The organism is Mucilaginibacter sp. NFR10 (assembly GCF_900100445.1).
GTDB lineage: Bacteria > Bacteroidota > Bacteroidia > Sphingobacteriales > Sphingobacteriaceae > Mucilaginibacter > Mucilaginibacter rubeus.
Genome location: NZ_FMTV01000002.1, coordinates 514,045 through 528,752, shown reverse-complemented (window position 1 = coordinate 528,752; position 14,708 = coordinate 514,045). Strand labels below are relative to the sequence as shown.

The window sequence follows — 14,708 nt, the reverse complement described above, 5'->3', positions numbered from 1 at the left end:
ACTAATTTGATTTTTTAGTTACGGATTTTTATGAATTAAAAATTGAATATTTGTAGCTTCAAATGCTACTACAAGATTAGCAATAAATATTTATAAAATTAATGGCAATTATAACATTAACTACTGATTTAGGCGATAAAGATATTTACCAGGCTGCGTTAAAAGGCAGTATCTACAAATTGTTGCCTACAGTAAATATTGTTGATATTACCAACAGTGTTGCGGCCTTTAATGTACAGCAGGCCGCTTTTATACTTAAAAACAGCTTTCATTATTTCCCGGAAGATACCGTACACCTTATCGGTATTGATACCGTTTATAATGACCATACCAAATACCTCGCTGTCCGCTACAAAAAGCACTACTTTGTGGGGGCTGATAACGGTATTTTTTCGCTGATGTTTGACCAGGAACCCGAAGAGATAGTTGAGATCAACATTATGCAGGACCTTAAATTCCTTCACTTCCCCCTGGCCGATATCTTTGTTAAAACGGCCTGCCATTTAGCCAAAGGCGGCAAACTGGATGAAATAGGCCTGCCGGTGAGCGATATTGAAAACAAAATGAATTTGCAGCCTGTTATTGAAAAAAACATGATCAAAGGTGTTGTAATTTATATCGATTCATTTCAGAATGTGATAACCAATATAACTAAGGAGTTTTTTAACAGTGTGCAGCAAGGCAGGCGTTTTGTGCTCAATTTTAAGCGCAACGAAACCATAAACCATTTAAGCTGGCATTATAATGAAGTACCCGTTGGCGAAAAACTTTGTTTGTTTGGTATCAGCGACCATTTGGAAATTGCCATAAATAAAGGCAATGCAAGTGGCCTTCTAGGCCTGAACCTGAATGATAAGGTGATTATTGAATTTCAATAAGGCAATTTATATAAATGAAAAAAAAAGTACTGCTTTTTTTATTTTGCTTGATAACAACCGGTTGGGCATCGGCCCAAAGCCCTGTTAACTCCGATTCGGTAGCTTACCAGCTTCAGCGTAAAAAAATAAATAATATGCTGGCTGCCCGTAAACAAAAATTCGGGCAATATGAACAAAGCCTGGGTCAGCATACCGGCATTTTCGGCTTTCAAACCAAAGGTGATGTCCGACGTTCGGCCGGCATCCTGATGGATATCGCCAAAACAGACGATGCTATTTTTAAAGAGCTCAAGATCCTGCTTGAATATCGTGATTTTCAGCAACGGCAGATCCAAAGTCACAGCAAGGAGGCAGAAACTACAGCTGCCGGTTATATACAGGTAATTAACAGGTTAAGGCAACAAAATGCGCGTCTTAAACAACAGTTAAACAATTCAGAAGAACACTTCAAAACCCGGCAAAACATATTTGTATTAGTGATACTTTTCATGATTGCGTCAATTTTATTTCTGCTTGTTAAAAAGAACCGTGTTAAAGCGTAAATTCGCGGCTTATAACATTCAAACGCATACATGGCAAGAGGACGACTGAACAGTGGCAGCAAGGCCGAAGCAGAATTACCTAAAGCAAAAATAAACCGGAGCAGCCTGCGCAACGTAGCTAAACTGCTCACTTACTTAAAACCTTACCGGGTTAAATTCATAGCCGGATTAGTTTTCCTGTTTTTGTCAAGCCTGGTAGGCCTGGCATTCCCCGCCATTCTGGGTGCATTGATTGATGCAGCACAAGGCATTTATAAATACAAGTACCTGCCGCATGGCTTAAATGCCATTGCCATCATGGGTTTTATTATATTATTTGCACAGGCTTTTGTGTCGTTTTTCAGGGTGGTTTGGTTTGTGCAGGTGGCCGAAAAATCTTTAGCCGATATCAGGCGTGATACCTATTTTAAGCTTATTACCCTGCCCATGAACTTTTTTGCCAACCGCAGGGTTGGTGAATTGAACAGCCGTATCTCTGCCGATCTTTCCCAAATCCAGGATACGTTGACCACCACTTTTGCCGAAATGATCCGCCAGTTGGTGATCATGATAGGCAGCACTACCTTACTGGCCATCGTGTCTATCAAACTTACACTTGCGCTATTAGCTATATTGCCATTCCTGGTTGCATTCGCTGTATTCTTCGGAAGGTATATCCGTAAGCTATCACGTGAAGCGCAAGACAAATTAGCCGAATCAAATACCATAGTTGAGGAAACACTGCAAGGCATTGCCAACGTAAAAGCTTTTGTTAACGAAGCTTACGAGGCTAATCGTTACGATAAAATTCTGCGCAAGGTGGTTAACATCGCTGTTAGGGGTGCAAAATTCAGGGGTACCTTTGCTTCGTTTATCGTATTTTGCTTGTTTGGCACATTTGTAGGCGTAATTTGGTATGGCTCGGTGCTGGTAGCTAAACATGAAATATATGTAGGCGACCTAACTACTTTTATCATGTACTCGATATTTGTAGGCGCCGCCATGGGTAGCTTTCCTGATCTGTATGCCAATCTGCAAAAAGCGGTTGGCGCAAGTGAGCGTGTACTTGAGATCCTTCACGAACAGGGTGAAGATATTTCCATTATTGAAAGTAAAAACGGCATTAAACAGCCTATTAAAGGTGATCTTGCTTTTGATAATGTATTGTTCGCATATCCCTCTCGCCCTGAAATCACCGTATTAAAAGGTATTTCTTTTAATGCTGATGCAGGGCAGCGTGTTGCTATTGTTGGGCCAAGCGGTTCGGGAAAATCAACCATGGCTTCATTAATCCTGCAGTTTTATCACCCACAAAACGGCAACATCTTATTTGATGGCAAGCCAGCAGATAACTATTCTCTTACCGATATCCGTAACCAGGTAGCCATTGTTCCGCAGGATGTATTGTTGTTTGGGGGCACCATTATGGAAAACATTGCCTACGGTCGTTTAAATGCCTCAAAAGAAGATATCATCCAGGCTGCCAAACGCGCTAACGCTCATCAATTTATATCTTCCTTCCCAGAAGGCTATGAAACCGTTGTGGGTGAGCGTGGTGTTAAACTTTCAGGCGGACAAAGGCAACGGATTGCCATTGCGAGAGCATTGCTAAAAAACCCTTCGATATTGATACTTGACGAAGCTACATCATCGTTAGACTCTGAGTCGGAACGCCTTGTACAGGAGGCGCTTGAGGAATTAATGAAAGATCGTACGTCGATCATCATAGCTCACCGTCTGTCAACTATTCGCGAAGCAGATAAGATCATCGTACTTGAAAAAGGCCATATAGTAGAAAGCGGCAGCCACGTCGAACTCATTGGCAATGAACAAGGTCTTTATAAATACTTAAGCCAGCTTCAGTTTGAAAGCAACCAGGCTTAGTAACACTCCTTAAAACTTATTGGTTTCTAACTAAACTTATAAAGCATTAATACGTTTACACTCGCAATAAAGCGGGTGTAAACCGTTATATTCACAAACTGAAGATTACTTACAACGTAATATAATTATCGATACCCGCTTTAGCACAGGTATCACTTATAAAAATGAAACTAACTATACACGGGGCGGCCCGGCAGGTAACCGGGAGCATGCATTTGCTCGAGGTTGGACAATATAAAATTTTAGTGGATTGCGGACTTGATTATGAAAAGGACCGCAGTATCATATCTAACGAAAACTTTCCTTTTCGGCCCGAAGACATTGACGTGGTAGTACTTACCCACGCTCATATCGACCATTCGGGCAACCTGCCTACCCTGATCCGCTTAGGTTTTGAGGGGCAGATCTTATGCACCCCTCCCACGGCAGACCTGACTGAATTATTGCTGCTCGATTCTGTAAACATATTCATGCGCAAAGCGGCAAGCAAGGGCGGTCACCATAAACGCGGCAGAGGCAAATTTAACACCCACGCACAGCCCCTATACATGCAAAAGCATGTTATGGACACAGTAGAGCGCTTCGTTACCATAGGATTTAACAAACCGTTTAGGATTACCGGCGATATTGAGCTAACTTTTGTACCGGTAGGCCACCTGTTGGGCGCAGCAGCAGCTGTATTTAAAGTAAATGATAAAGGCGAAGAAAAATCAATAGCTTTTACAGGTGATATTGGCAGGAAGAATTACCCTGTTTTGAATGATCCGCAGCCCCTCCCTCCTGTTGATTTCCTGGTTTCGGAAGCAACTTATGGCGGCCGCTACCACAGTAAGGACAAATCCGTTGAGCAAACCCTGATAGAAGTTATTGAAAAAGCCTGTATTAAAGAGCAGGGCCGTTTAATTATCCCGGCATTCAGCATCGGGCGTACACAATCTTTGGTTTATACGTTGAACAAAATCTTTAGCACTGGTTTACTGCCGCCGGTTAAAGTTTTTGTTGATAGTCCGATGGCTACCCAGGCTACCGAAGTATTCAGGAAATTCCATAATCAGGTTAACCAGGAAGCACAGGAATTTTACCAAAAACGTGGCGATGAATTTGAGTTTGACAACCTTACCTATGTAGAGACATTGAAGGATAGCAGACAGATTTCCAATTACTGGGAACCCTGTATCATCATCTCATCCGCAGGAATGCTTGAGGGCGGCCGCATCCAGGACCATCTTTTTTACAACATCCAAAACTATTACGCCACCATTCTTTTCATAGGTTACTGCGCCAAAGGCACGTTAGGCCATCGTTTATTGAGGGGAGATTCTATAGTACACATCAAAGATCGTGAATTAGCTGTTTATGCAACTATTAAACAAACCGATGTCCTCAGCGCCCACGGTGACCATGACGACCTTATGAATACGGTAAAAGCCATTGATAAGGAAAAATTAAAACACGTATTCCTGGTACATGGCGAAGGTGAAAGCATGCAACTATTAGCCGATGATCTTGAGAAAGAGGGTTATGGCGTTACCTTGCCGGAGAAAGGTGTTTCGTATATTATATAACACGAATACTTCCGAATTAAATCGAACTGCACGAATTCGCTTACTATACAACAAGAGGCACTGATCTTACCGATCAGTGCCTCTTGAAAAGCATTCGTGTAATTCGCCCTGATTAGAGCAAATTAGTGTTAAACGTTTTTGAAATGCTCAATGATCAGGCTTGCAAGCTCTACGCCAATCCTTTCCTGAGCTTCGTTGGTAGCAGCACCAATGTGCGGGGTCAGGGAAATTTTTGGATGGGTTAATATCTCGGCACGTGGGGTTGGCTCATTGTCAAACACGTCAAGTGCAGCAAATGAAACCTGGCCGCTGTTTAGAGCGTCAACCAAAGCAAGTTCATCAATTAAACCACCGCGTGAGATGTTTACCAGGCCAACACCTTTTTTAGTTTTAGCCAATTCCTCAGCACCAAAAAGGGCTTTGTCGATAAATGGAGTATGTAGGGTAATGAAATCTGCAGTAGTGATGATTTCATCAAGAGTAGCTTTTTTAACAGATGCTTTAACAGTGATACCACCGCCTAAAACAAGATCCAGCTCGGGGTTAAAATCAAAAAGGTCATAAGCTAAAACATCCATGCCAACACCGATAGCTATTTTAGCTACTTCTCTGCCGATACGGCCAAAACCTACAATACCTAAAGTTTTGCCGCGAAGCTCAACGCCTTTAGCGTAAGCTTTTTTTAGGTCGTTAAATTTGGTACCGCCATCAACCGGCATTTTACGGTTGCTATCAGGCAAAAAGCGAACAGCTCCAAATAAGCTGGCGAATACCAATTCAGCAACTGATAATGAAGAAGATGCTGGCGTGTTGTAAACACCAATGCCTTTTTCTTTGGCATAATCAACATCAATATTATCAACACCTACACCACCGCGACCAATCAGTTTAAGATTAGGCGTAGCGTCAATTAATGCCTTACGTACTTTAGTTGCACTGCGCACGGTGATAGCATCATAGTTTTTCAATTTTTCAGGAAGCTCTTCCTGTGGGATATTGTTGGTATCTACAAAAAAGCCGGCATCTTCCAGCATTTTTTTTCCTATCGGGTCGATACCGTCATTAGCTAATATTTTGATCATCTTATTTGGTCATTGAGTCATCAGGTCATTGAGTCATTGCCATAAAAATGACATAATGACTCAGTGACCTAATGAAATAAATTATTTATTCTTTTCAGCAAATTCCTGCATTACGTCAATCAGCACGTAGATGCTGCTTATTGGTAATGCGTTGTAAATAGAGGCGCGGAAACCACCTACGCTCCTATGGCCTTTAATACCTACTATACCGCGTTCTTCGGCAAGTTTCAGGAATGGTTTCTCCAACTCCGGATTTTCCATTACGAAGCAAACGTTCATTTTTGAACGGTCTTCAACAGCTGCCACTGCTTTAAACAACGGGTTGCGGTCAATTTCTTCGTAAAGTACACGTGCTTTGGTAATGTTTTCCTGCTCAATTGCCGGTACACCGCCTTTTGCTTTTAACCATTTAAGGGTAAGCATAGATACGTAGATAGCAAATACAGGCGGGGTATTGTACATTGAACCACCTTCAATTTGAGTTTGGTAGTTGAACATCGCAGGAATTTTGCGACCGGTTTTACCCAGCAAATCGTCCTTAACAATAACCAAAGTAACACCTGCAGGGCCCATATTTTTCTGAGCACCGGCATAGATCAAACCAAAATCGGCAACATTAACCACGCGGCTGAAAATATCTGACGACATATCGCAAACCACCGGAATTGGCGATTTAAAGAACTCCTGTAACTGCGTACCGTAAATGGTATTGTTAGAAGTAATGTGGATATAAGCAGCATCGGCCGGGATTTCGAAATCCTTAGGGATGTAAGTAAAGTTGGCCTCTTTTGATGAAGCTACAATTTGTATTTCGCCAAAATATTTGGCTTCTTTCAAAGCTTTATTGGCCCAAACACCGGTTTCAACATAAGCAGCTTTGCCGCCTTCCGGTAACAGGTTGTAAGGAGCTAAAGCAAATTGGGTGCTGGCGCCGCCTTGCAGAAACAATACCGAATAACCTTCAGGAACGTTGAACAATTCTTTTACCAGGCTTACAGCTTCGTCTAAAACGGCCTCAAACTCTTTTGATCGGTGCGAAATTTCAAGCAAAGAGAGTCCAGTACCATTAAAATCAATAACTGCTTCTGAAGCTTGCTTTAAAACTTCGTGTGGTAGAATGCCAGGTCCGGCACCAAAATTATGTTTCATAATATTAACGAATTGTAGGTTCTAAATACACTATTAGGAAGTTTGTATTTTGTTGGGCCGAAGTTAATTAATTTGACAAAATATATAGACATTATTTACATTTTTTGAAAAAATATACAATTAATCAACAAACGGGCCTTTGATTGCAAATAATTAAACTAACCCTACAGGGCTGGTTTAATTATTATCATTATAATAACTTTTAGGGATGTTTGAGTTTTGAAATTGCGGCCACCTGGTTGGCCGACGAGAACACTGAAGTGCCCGCAACAAACACATTTGCTCCGGCTTCTATCAGTTTTGCGATATTGTTAGCATCTACCCCACCGTCAATCTCAATTAACAGACCGGGATTTATTTCGGCGCTTAGTGTCCTGAGTTCTTTGATCTTTTTATAGGTATTTTCAATAAAATGCTGTCCGCCAAAACCGGGGTTAACCGACATGATCAAAACCATATCCAGATCGGCAACAATATCCTCCAATAAAAAAACAGGCGTTGCCGGGTTAATAGCAACTGCGGCTTTGCAACCCAATTGTTTAATTACCTGAACAGTACGGTGCAAATGCGGACAAGCTTCCTGGTGAACAGTGATACTATCAGCACCCGCGTCTTTAAACGCTTTCAGGTAACGATCCGGGTCGACTATCATCAGGTGAACATCGAGTGGTTTAGTTGCGTGTTTTTTTACCGCACTAATAACCGGGAAGCCAAAAGAGATATTTGGAACAAACATGCCATCCATAATATCAACGTGGATCCAGTCGGCTTCGCTGTTATTGATCATTTCAATATCGCGTTGCAGGTTGGCAAAATCGGCCGCTAAGATAGATGGTGCTATGAGGTGATTCATATGCAAATATATAAAAGCAGGTAATCTATGGGACTGATAGTGTAATTATTTTTATGGGAGAATTGTAAAAAAGAGCCTGTCCCAAAATCGCCGTTCTCCATAAAAAAATGAAATCATGCAGACACCGTTTTTTAACTGTTCCATTTTTTGAGTGTAAAAACACGAAACGCCTTAAAAATGAAACAAACTGAAAATCAATGATTTAACATATCGCCCGAAACGACACTAATAACTGATAATCAATGAATAAAACTCTTAAGAATAAAAAATATGCGTTTCCAAAAGCACTTTATTTACCCTTGTTTTTTGGTGATTTTTGGGTTGTTTTTTTGATTTTTTCGCTCAAATCTAAAATTGACAGGAAGGTACTGACAGAACAGAGCCACCAAAAAATGCGGTTAATTTAGTTAAAGCCGAAAACTTTAACCATGCTTACCACGGTTATGCTGCGCTAAACCCGCGGCTATTATGCAGCTATTTTAAAATCTAAACCCAATAGATATATAAGGCAACGATCCTTCTTTTGAAAAGCCCATTACGGCTTCAATCAGCACCAATTGCGCTGGAATAATATACAAACCGCCGCCATATCCATCGTGCCACCTGTCAGATAATTCGCCGGGGACCCATACCCTGCCTACATCATTAAAGCCGATCAAACCAAATGAGCCGGGAAGCAGGTACGATGTGAAATCCATAACCTTTAAACGTAACTCGAGGTTATTATAAGCGATTGTTTTACCGGTAAACCTATTGGTATGAACTCCCCTAAAATTTTGCGAGCCGCCAAGTTTCATCTGCTGAAAATATGCTGCATTACCTACCGTAGTACCTAATCCCGTGCGGTTAGCTATTACCAATACCGAATCCCTGTCGGGATTTAGATAGAAACTAAACTCAGATAATACCTGTCCGTAAGTATTGTGACTACCTGAACCACCGCCGCTAAAGCCGCTTACAGTAGTCGTCCATAAAACACCTTGCGTAGGTATAATTAGTTTATTCCGGGTATCAATGGTTGCATTGGCCGTTAAACCTCCGTAAACTTTAGTACCAAAAACTGCCTCGTTAGGGAACGCGGTGTTATAGTCATTCAAAAACCTTTCAGTATTGTTTGATGCCTTGCTGTTATAAAACTGCCCTGCAACGCCGGCGCTTACATGCCACGTTCCAAAGTCACGGTGCAGGGAAACGTCACCGGTAACATAATCGTAGCGGTTACGATAGTACGAGATCTTCCTGTCGTCCTTATTTTCAAAAACCGTGTTATTCCCAATTCCGAAAAAATTGCTCAGGTTGCTTGGCCCGCGCGAAAGCAGGTTAACCTTCAGGTCGTTTTCACCGATTGCTTTTTTCCAGTCGGCGGTATAGGTAAACAAAAATGATTTACGCTGAAGCGAATAATTCGTCAAAAACTCTTCGCGGAAAGCGTAAGGTTCCTTACGAAACCCGTGCCGTTCGTATGAGAAGCCTCCAATCAGCAAAATACCAATATCATTACTGTAATTAGCCAGGATGATTGGCTCAAACCTATCGAACTTAAAGGCGGTTTTATCATAGCTATTTACAGTGGTATCTGTCGAGGTCCGGTTTTTAGCCAGCGATGAGGAAGGCAGTATATTTTTCTCATCCGAACGATCGTATATATAAGTTCTGCCCCTGTTATTTAAACTGCTGTCTACCGCAAAGGTATCCATTCCGTCTCCACCTACCATCCGTACAATTATAGGCGATGGCGTTGAACCTGTTACAGCAAAAAAGTCATCGCCATCAAAACCATACATCCTGATCTCTTTGGTAACATCGGGCTTAAAAGTACGCCGGTAGGTAACTTTATCAACGCTGCCATCTTTCTTTATCTTATTTACAGTAAGGGTGATATCGCCATTACTTTCGTGGGCAACAGTAAACTTATCCGTTTTATCGCTCGCCGGTACATCTACGTATATGGAGATAAATTTATAATACTCAAGCGCCTGTTTCTGCAGGATGTTACGCCGGGCAATCATTTTGCTGATGATCCCCGGGCCCGAAAGTTTGTAAATAGTATCGGGCATTAAATGCACCGCTTTTTTTATCAGGTCATCGGTCAGTGTGCTTTGCACATAGGCTATTTGCTCTTTCCAGTCATCTTCACTCAATTGGTTCAGGAAATAGCGGTCAAAGTAGCGGGCATTGAAATTCCATCCATTGATATCCCTGATCTCGTCACTGTAACCCTGAAATTTTGATTTAAGCCATTGGTGCGCTACAATCCAGGGCAACACACCCGAAGTTTTATAGTACACCTGGTCACGGTCGCGCGGAACGGGTTCGTAAACGGTTTCGTGCTTGCCGTCGATCTTTTCCCAGCGCCATTGGTCTTCATGCCTGTCCCAATCGCCCAAAAGCATATCTAATAGACGGGCGCGGAGCACAGTCTTCTGATCAACCCGGTTATCATTATCATCCTGCAGTTTGCGCTGTACCTTTTCGGTATTATCCGTTTTTTCGGCATCAAGCGGCTCGCGTTCTTCAAATAAAAATACCTGGTTGGCAAAATCTTTTTGATACTCGCCAAAAGCAGGATCATCAGGAACATAAACAATTTTAGGGTTTGAATGCGGAACGCCAAGCGCTTCGGCCAGCGGTGGTACGGTGAGCGCCGAAAAGGGATGTGCAGCCGATACCTGGTCTTGCAGGATATCTTTGGCTACCGTCGGCCTTAAATCAACAGGCAGGCCTTTTTCAGGATATTTTTGAATAGTACGCAATACCCATTGCTGGCCGGTAGGATCCTGAAGGCGTAATGATTTGGTTTGCTTCCCCCCGCCCCTTTGTAATATTTTCAGACCGCCTTTTTCTGTAGTAAGATGAAATATAGGCAGTGTGACAGGTGCAGCCCAAAGTTTACGGTAATTATCGCCCAGAAAAAACTGGTGGGTACCGCTTACCTTATTATAAGAGGGCTCGATGGCCAGTTTAATACTATCGGCATGGGTTTGAGCATATGAAATATTGCCGGCTAAACACAAGCCAGCCGTTAAAAAAAGAGATAAAGCATTGAACAGTTTTTTGCCGCTCATGAGGTTTTGTAAGTAATGCAACGTAGAATAAATGCATATTACAAAATAGTTTTAATTATACACAGGGAAATTACTTTAAAAAGCATGGTGAGCGGCTGTTTAAAAAACAGAATATTCATTGCCGTTGGTTTTAACCAACGGAATAAAAAGCTAAAAAGTCTTGGCTTTAGCCTAATTATGCAAGCGAATTTGGGCTGAAGCCCTCATATTGCTGCTCATTATTCCGTTGGTTAAAACCAACGGCAATGAAGTTTTATCTATCTGTAAACGATATTCTTCAGGCTTTGATAGTTTCTAAGAAGAATCGAACAAATAAAAATTTCCGCACTATTTTTCCGAATTAACCTAATAACACCAATTTCAAATTTACGCTATTGAAAAATCCGTGTAATTCGATTAATTGGGACAGGTATGAAAAGCAATTCGCATAGAAATTTCTGATCCTACTATTAAAACTTGATTACTATCTGCCCTGATTAATCAACGCATGCATTACCTGGTCTTTGAGCTGCCTGCTGATCGGCACCTCAAATGTGCCTATATGCAGCATATTTCCTTCTATCGATGTGATCTTATTATTTGCAACTATGTATGATTTATGCGTTTGCATGAATTTACGCGGAGGTAGTTTTTCGGCAAAGGCCCGCAGGGTACTGTGGGTTATGATCTTACGCGCCGGGGTATAAACCTCTACATAGTTTTCCATGCCTTTAATGAACAACACTTCGTCAAAAATTATCTTTTCGAGCTTACCATTACTTTTAACAAACAGATAATCAGAAACTTCCGAGCTACTTCTTAAATCAAAATAATCTTTAGCCTTAAAAGCTGCCTTCATAAAACGCTCAAACGAGATAGGTTTAAGGAGATAGTCGAGCACATCCAGGTCAAAACCATCTGTAGCATATTCTTTAAAAGCAGTAGTGAAAATCACTTTTGGCGGATTGGGCAGCGAACGAATAAATTCAACGCCGGTTAAATGCGGCATCTGGATATCCAGGAACAGCAGGTCTATAGGTTGCTGCGCTAACAAGGCGCCTAATTCCATAGCATCCTCACATTGAGCTTTCAAGTCGAAAAAGCCTGCTTTGGTAACATAGCCTTCCAGCCCCTTGCGCGCAAAGGGTTCATCATCGGTAATAATGCAGCTAATTAATGCCATCTTTTATATATTCAATTCAAGTATTGCTGTATAATGATCTTCTACGCGGCCAGCGGTTAGTTTATGTTTATCCGGATAAAGCAATTGTAATCTGCGGCTTAAGTTTTCCAAACCAATACCGCTGTAATTATCGGGGGCTTTCATATTTGCGGGTACATCGTTATAAACTTTAAAAACAAATTTATGGTCAATAATGCGCCCTTCAATGGCTATTTTATATTCACCGCCTATATACTTAAAAGCGTTTTCAACCAGTGGCAGCAAAAGCAGCGGATAGATGAGCTGATCCGTTAAACATCCTTCAAAATTAACATTGAGCTGCATTTTGCTGCTCGCCCTGATCTGCTGCAGCCGGATATAATTTTCAAGATACTCCAGCTCCTGCTTAACGGGCACTTGCTGGTGTTGGTCATAAAGCTGATAGCGCAACAGGCTCGATAATAACTCGGTACTCCTTTTGGCACCGGGCACATCTTCATCCATCTGGAAATAAATAGTATTCAGGGCATTAAATAAAAAATGCGGATGATATTGGGCTTTTAGAAACTTCAATTCGGTTTCCAGCTGATCGTTGGTGAGCTTTTCCAGTTGCATCTTATTATTTACATAGGCCTTTAGCCAGGTGCTGCTACGTGCAATTCCATAATAAACAATAGCGTACAAAGTGGGGATCATATTAATATCGGCCACATCTGCCCAGGGCATCAGCTCATCTATGCCCTGGCTTACGTGCAGGGCCATGACCATCGGAACAAATACGACGTTCACTAATATCAAATTTGCTCCCACCAATATGGCCAACTCCCTCACTACAGCCCCGTAGGATAGCTGTACCGTCCGGTGCCTGTCATAGCACTTAAAAAGCCGTTCAAAAATATAGATTGCCAAATAGCCCACCAAAATTGAACAGGCCATTTCAATGCCATTAACATAAAAATCCCTTTCCCAAAAATGCTGGCCAATGTCAGTATCATGTAACAGCCTTATGGTAAAATATACCAGTAAGCCATACGATGCCGGAAAAATGTACTTCCTGAAAAATTTCATATCAGCAAATTACAAATTTAAGGCAGAAAGGACAGGTTCGGGTTTTGTCTCCACTATCTCCGGGATCGGCACAGTTTTGAGTTTTTCCTTTGGTTTCATACCAAATAAAAACCGGGTTAAAGCGTAAGGGCGTACTAACAAATGATAGGTAAGCACCGTTACAAAAAAGGTAATGCCTACTGTATAAATATATTTTGATAGGATGCTTTCATTTTGCGTTTGCACAATATAATAGGCAATTAATACAATAACGGTTTGGTGCAATATGTAAAACGGATATACCGCCTGATTTAAATAATTGAGCGCGTTATGAGGCTTATTTAAATAATGTTTGCCATAGCCAACCAGCGCCAACACCCATCCCCAGGCAATGATTGGGCGCAATGCGGTAAAAGCATAGGAGAATGCGATATTTTGAAAAGGCCAGTGGGGATGCAAAGGTTCGATGCCGTTCCAGCGCATTACTTCCCACATCATCAGGCTTAAAAAACCGATGGTTAAGGCAAAACGGCGATTGCGCTCAAGGCTGTCCATCAGTTTAGGCTGCAGGATGCAGATAAAACCTGCCAGGAGGAACAATAGCCAGTAAACAAAGTAACTGCCATCATGGATCAGGTCATTGGTTTCGGGGAGGTCCCAGCTGGTGAAGGTAAACCACAGGATTCCGGGCAGCATCAATAAATAAACCCATTTTCCCCGGGCCAAAACGGCAAGCTTTTGTTTAAAGCCGTTGCTTTTGGGCGAGATCATCCAGGCAAATAATGGCGCGAAGATGAGGTCATAAAGAAACAGATAGGCTATAAACCAGAGGTGGTGCCAGCTGAAATTGCCTTTGGGATATGGCTGAAAGTTAAATGTACTGGGATAGAAATTCAGGAATGAGCCTTTGTAACCATTGGCTAATCGTTCCATGTAGATCTGCGGCGGCACAATGATGAACATGCCCACCAACAACGGAATAAAAAGACGGCGGAAGCGCAAGCCGATGAAACTGAGTGTAGAGCGCCGCTGCATCATGTAGTAACTCACGGTACCTGAAATAAAAAAGAGCAGCGGCATGCGAAAAAGGTGTAAAAAATGATTTGATTCCATCATCAGGTTGCTGGTTTCGTGGTTTTTGATGTGCCAGCCGTCCTCGGCAACAAAAGGCATTGCCGAATGAAAAAATAACACCCCCAATATGGATAAGATCCTCAGCCAATCGAGGTAGGTTTGACGTTGTGCGGTTTCCATGATTTCTTTTTTTATCAAAAGAAGTCACAACCCATCGCCCCATAAAATTACTTTGACCAATGGTAAAAAACCTTTGACCATTGGTTGAAAGCAAGAACATTTCCCATGGCGGCCAGAGGCCGGTTGATAGTTGCCACCCGGCTGGAGCCGAGCGGCGTTCGGAAGATTTTTAATTCCCTCCCTTGGGAGGGGTGTGGCTGGAATGTGTAGTGGCAGGGAGGGGTTTATCCGCCATTTCAAAGGAATAGGCAAAACGATGAAACCCCTCC

General features: G+C 42.0%; 11 protein-coding genes. 4 read left to right on the top strand and 7 right to left on the bottom strand.

The annotated features are described in order from the left end of the window. The first annotated feature begins 101 nt into the window (after nt 1–101). From BLP33_RS10135 to BLP33_RS10120, 4 genes are all read left to right on the top strand, one after another. Nucleotides 102–878 carry an SAM hydrolase/SAM-dependent halogenase family protein gene (locus tag BLP33_RS10135; protein WP_090527124.1) on the top strand — a complete coding sequence of 259 codons (777 nt, stop codon included), beginning with the start codon at nt 102–104 and terminating at the stop codon, nt 876–878. A 14-nt stretch (nt 879–892) separates the two neighbouring features. Further along, nucleotides 893–1,420, top strand: a complete 528-nt coding sequence (locus BLP33_RS10130) for a hypothetical protein (protein WP_254780094.1) — start codon at nt 893–895, stop codon at nt 1,418–1,420. A 30-nt stretch (nt 1,421–1,450) separates the two neighbouring features. Next, nucleotides 1,451–3,283: an ABC transporter ATP-binding protein gene (locus tag BLP33_RS10125; RefSeq protein WP_090527122.1), complete on the top strand. Its 1,833-nt coding sequence runs from the start codon at nt 1,451–1,453 to the stop codon at nt 3,281–3,283. Between the two features lie 164 nt (nt 3,284–3,447). Then, nucleotides 3,448–4,848: an MBL fold metallo-hydrolase gene (locus tag BLP33_RS10120; protein WP_090527119.1), complete on the top strand. Its 1,401-nt coding sequence runs from the start codon at nt 3,448–3,450 to the stop codon at nt 4,846–4,848. A gap of 128 nt (nt 4,849–4,976) precedes the next feature. Here the strand turns inward: BLP33_RS10120 and BLP33_RS10115 are convergent, their stop codons facing one another. The 7 genes from BLP33_RS10115 to BLP33_RS10080 all read right to left on the bottom strand — a co-directional run bounded on the left by BLP33_RS10115 (nt 4,977) and on the right by BLP33_RS10080 (nt 14,439). Further along, complete coding sequence (locus tag BLP33_RS10115) at nt 4,977–5,930, bottom strand: D-2-hydroxyacid dehydrogenase (RefSeq protein ID WP_175489981.1); 954 nt, start codon at nt 5,928–5,930, stop codon at nt 4,977–4,979. An 81-nt stretch (nt 5,931–6,011) separates the two neighbouring features. Beyond that, nucleotides 6,012–7,079, bottom strand: coding sequence for a 3-phosphoserine/phosphohydroxythreonine transaminase (gene serC / locus BLP33_RS10110; protein WP_090527117.1), 1,068 nt, complete (start codon nt 7,077–7,079; stop codon nt 6,012–6,014). 202 nt (nt 7,080–7,281) lie between these two features. Then, nucleotides 7,282–7,932: a ribulose-phosphate 3-epimerase gene (gene rpe, locus BLP33_RS10105; protein WP_090527115.1), complete on the bottom strand. Its 651-nt coding sequence runs from the start codon at nt 7,930–7,932 to the stop codon at nt 7,282–7,284. A 479-nt stretch (nt 7,933–8,411) separates the two neighbouring features. Then, the gene (locus tag BLP33_RS10100; RefSeq protein WP_254780093.1) at nt 8,412–10,997 is read right to left on the bottom strand and encodes a BamA/TamA family outer membrane protein; all 2,586 of its coding nucleotides are present in this window, start codon (nt 10,995–10,997) and stop codon (nt 8,412–8,414) included. 463 nt (nt 10,998–11,460) lie between these two features. Then, nucleotides 11,461–12,159, bottom strand: a complete 699-nt coding sequence (locus tag BLP33_RS10090; RefSeq protein ID WP_090527111.1) for a LytR/AlgR family response regulator transcription factor — start codon at nt 12,157–12,159, stop codon at nt 11,461–11,463. Between the two features lie 3 nt (nt 12,160–12,162). Beyond that, complete coding sequence (locus BLP33_RS10085) at nt 12,163–13,206, bottom strand: sensor histidine kinase (RefSeq protein WP_090527109.1); 1,044 nt, start codon at nt 13,204–13,206, stop codon at nt 12,163–12,165. Between the two features lie 9 nt (nt 13,207–13,215). Continuing rightward, complete coding sequence (locus tag BLP33_RS10080; protein WP_090527107.1) at nt 13,216–14,439, bottom strand: acyltransferase family protein; 1,224 nt, start codon at nt 14,437–14,439, stop codon at nt 13,216–13,218. Between the last annotated feature and the right edge of the window lie 269 nt (nt 14,440–14,708).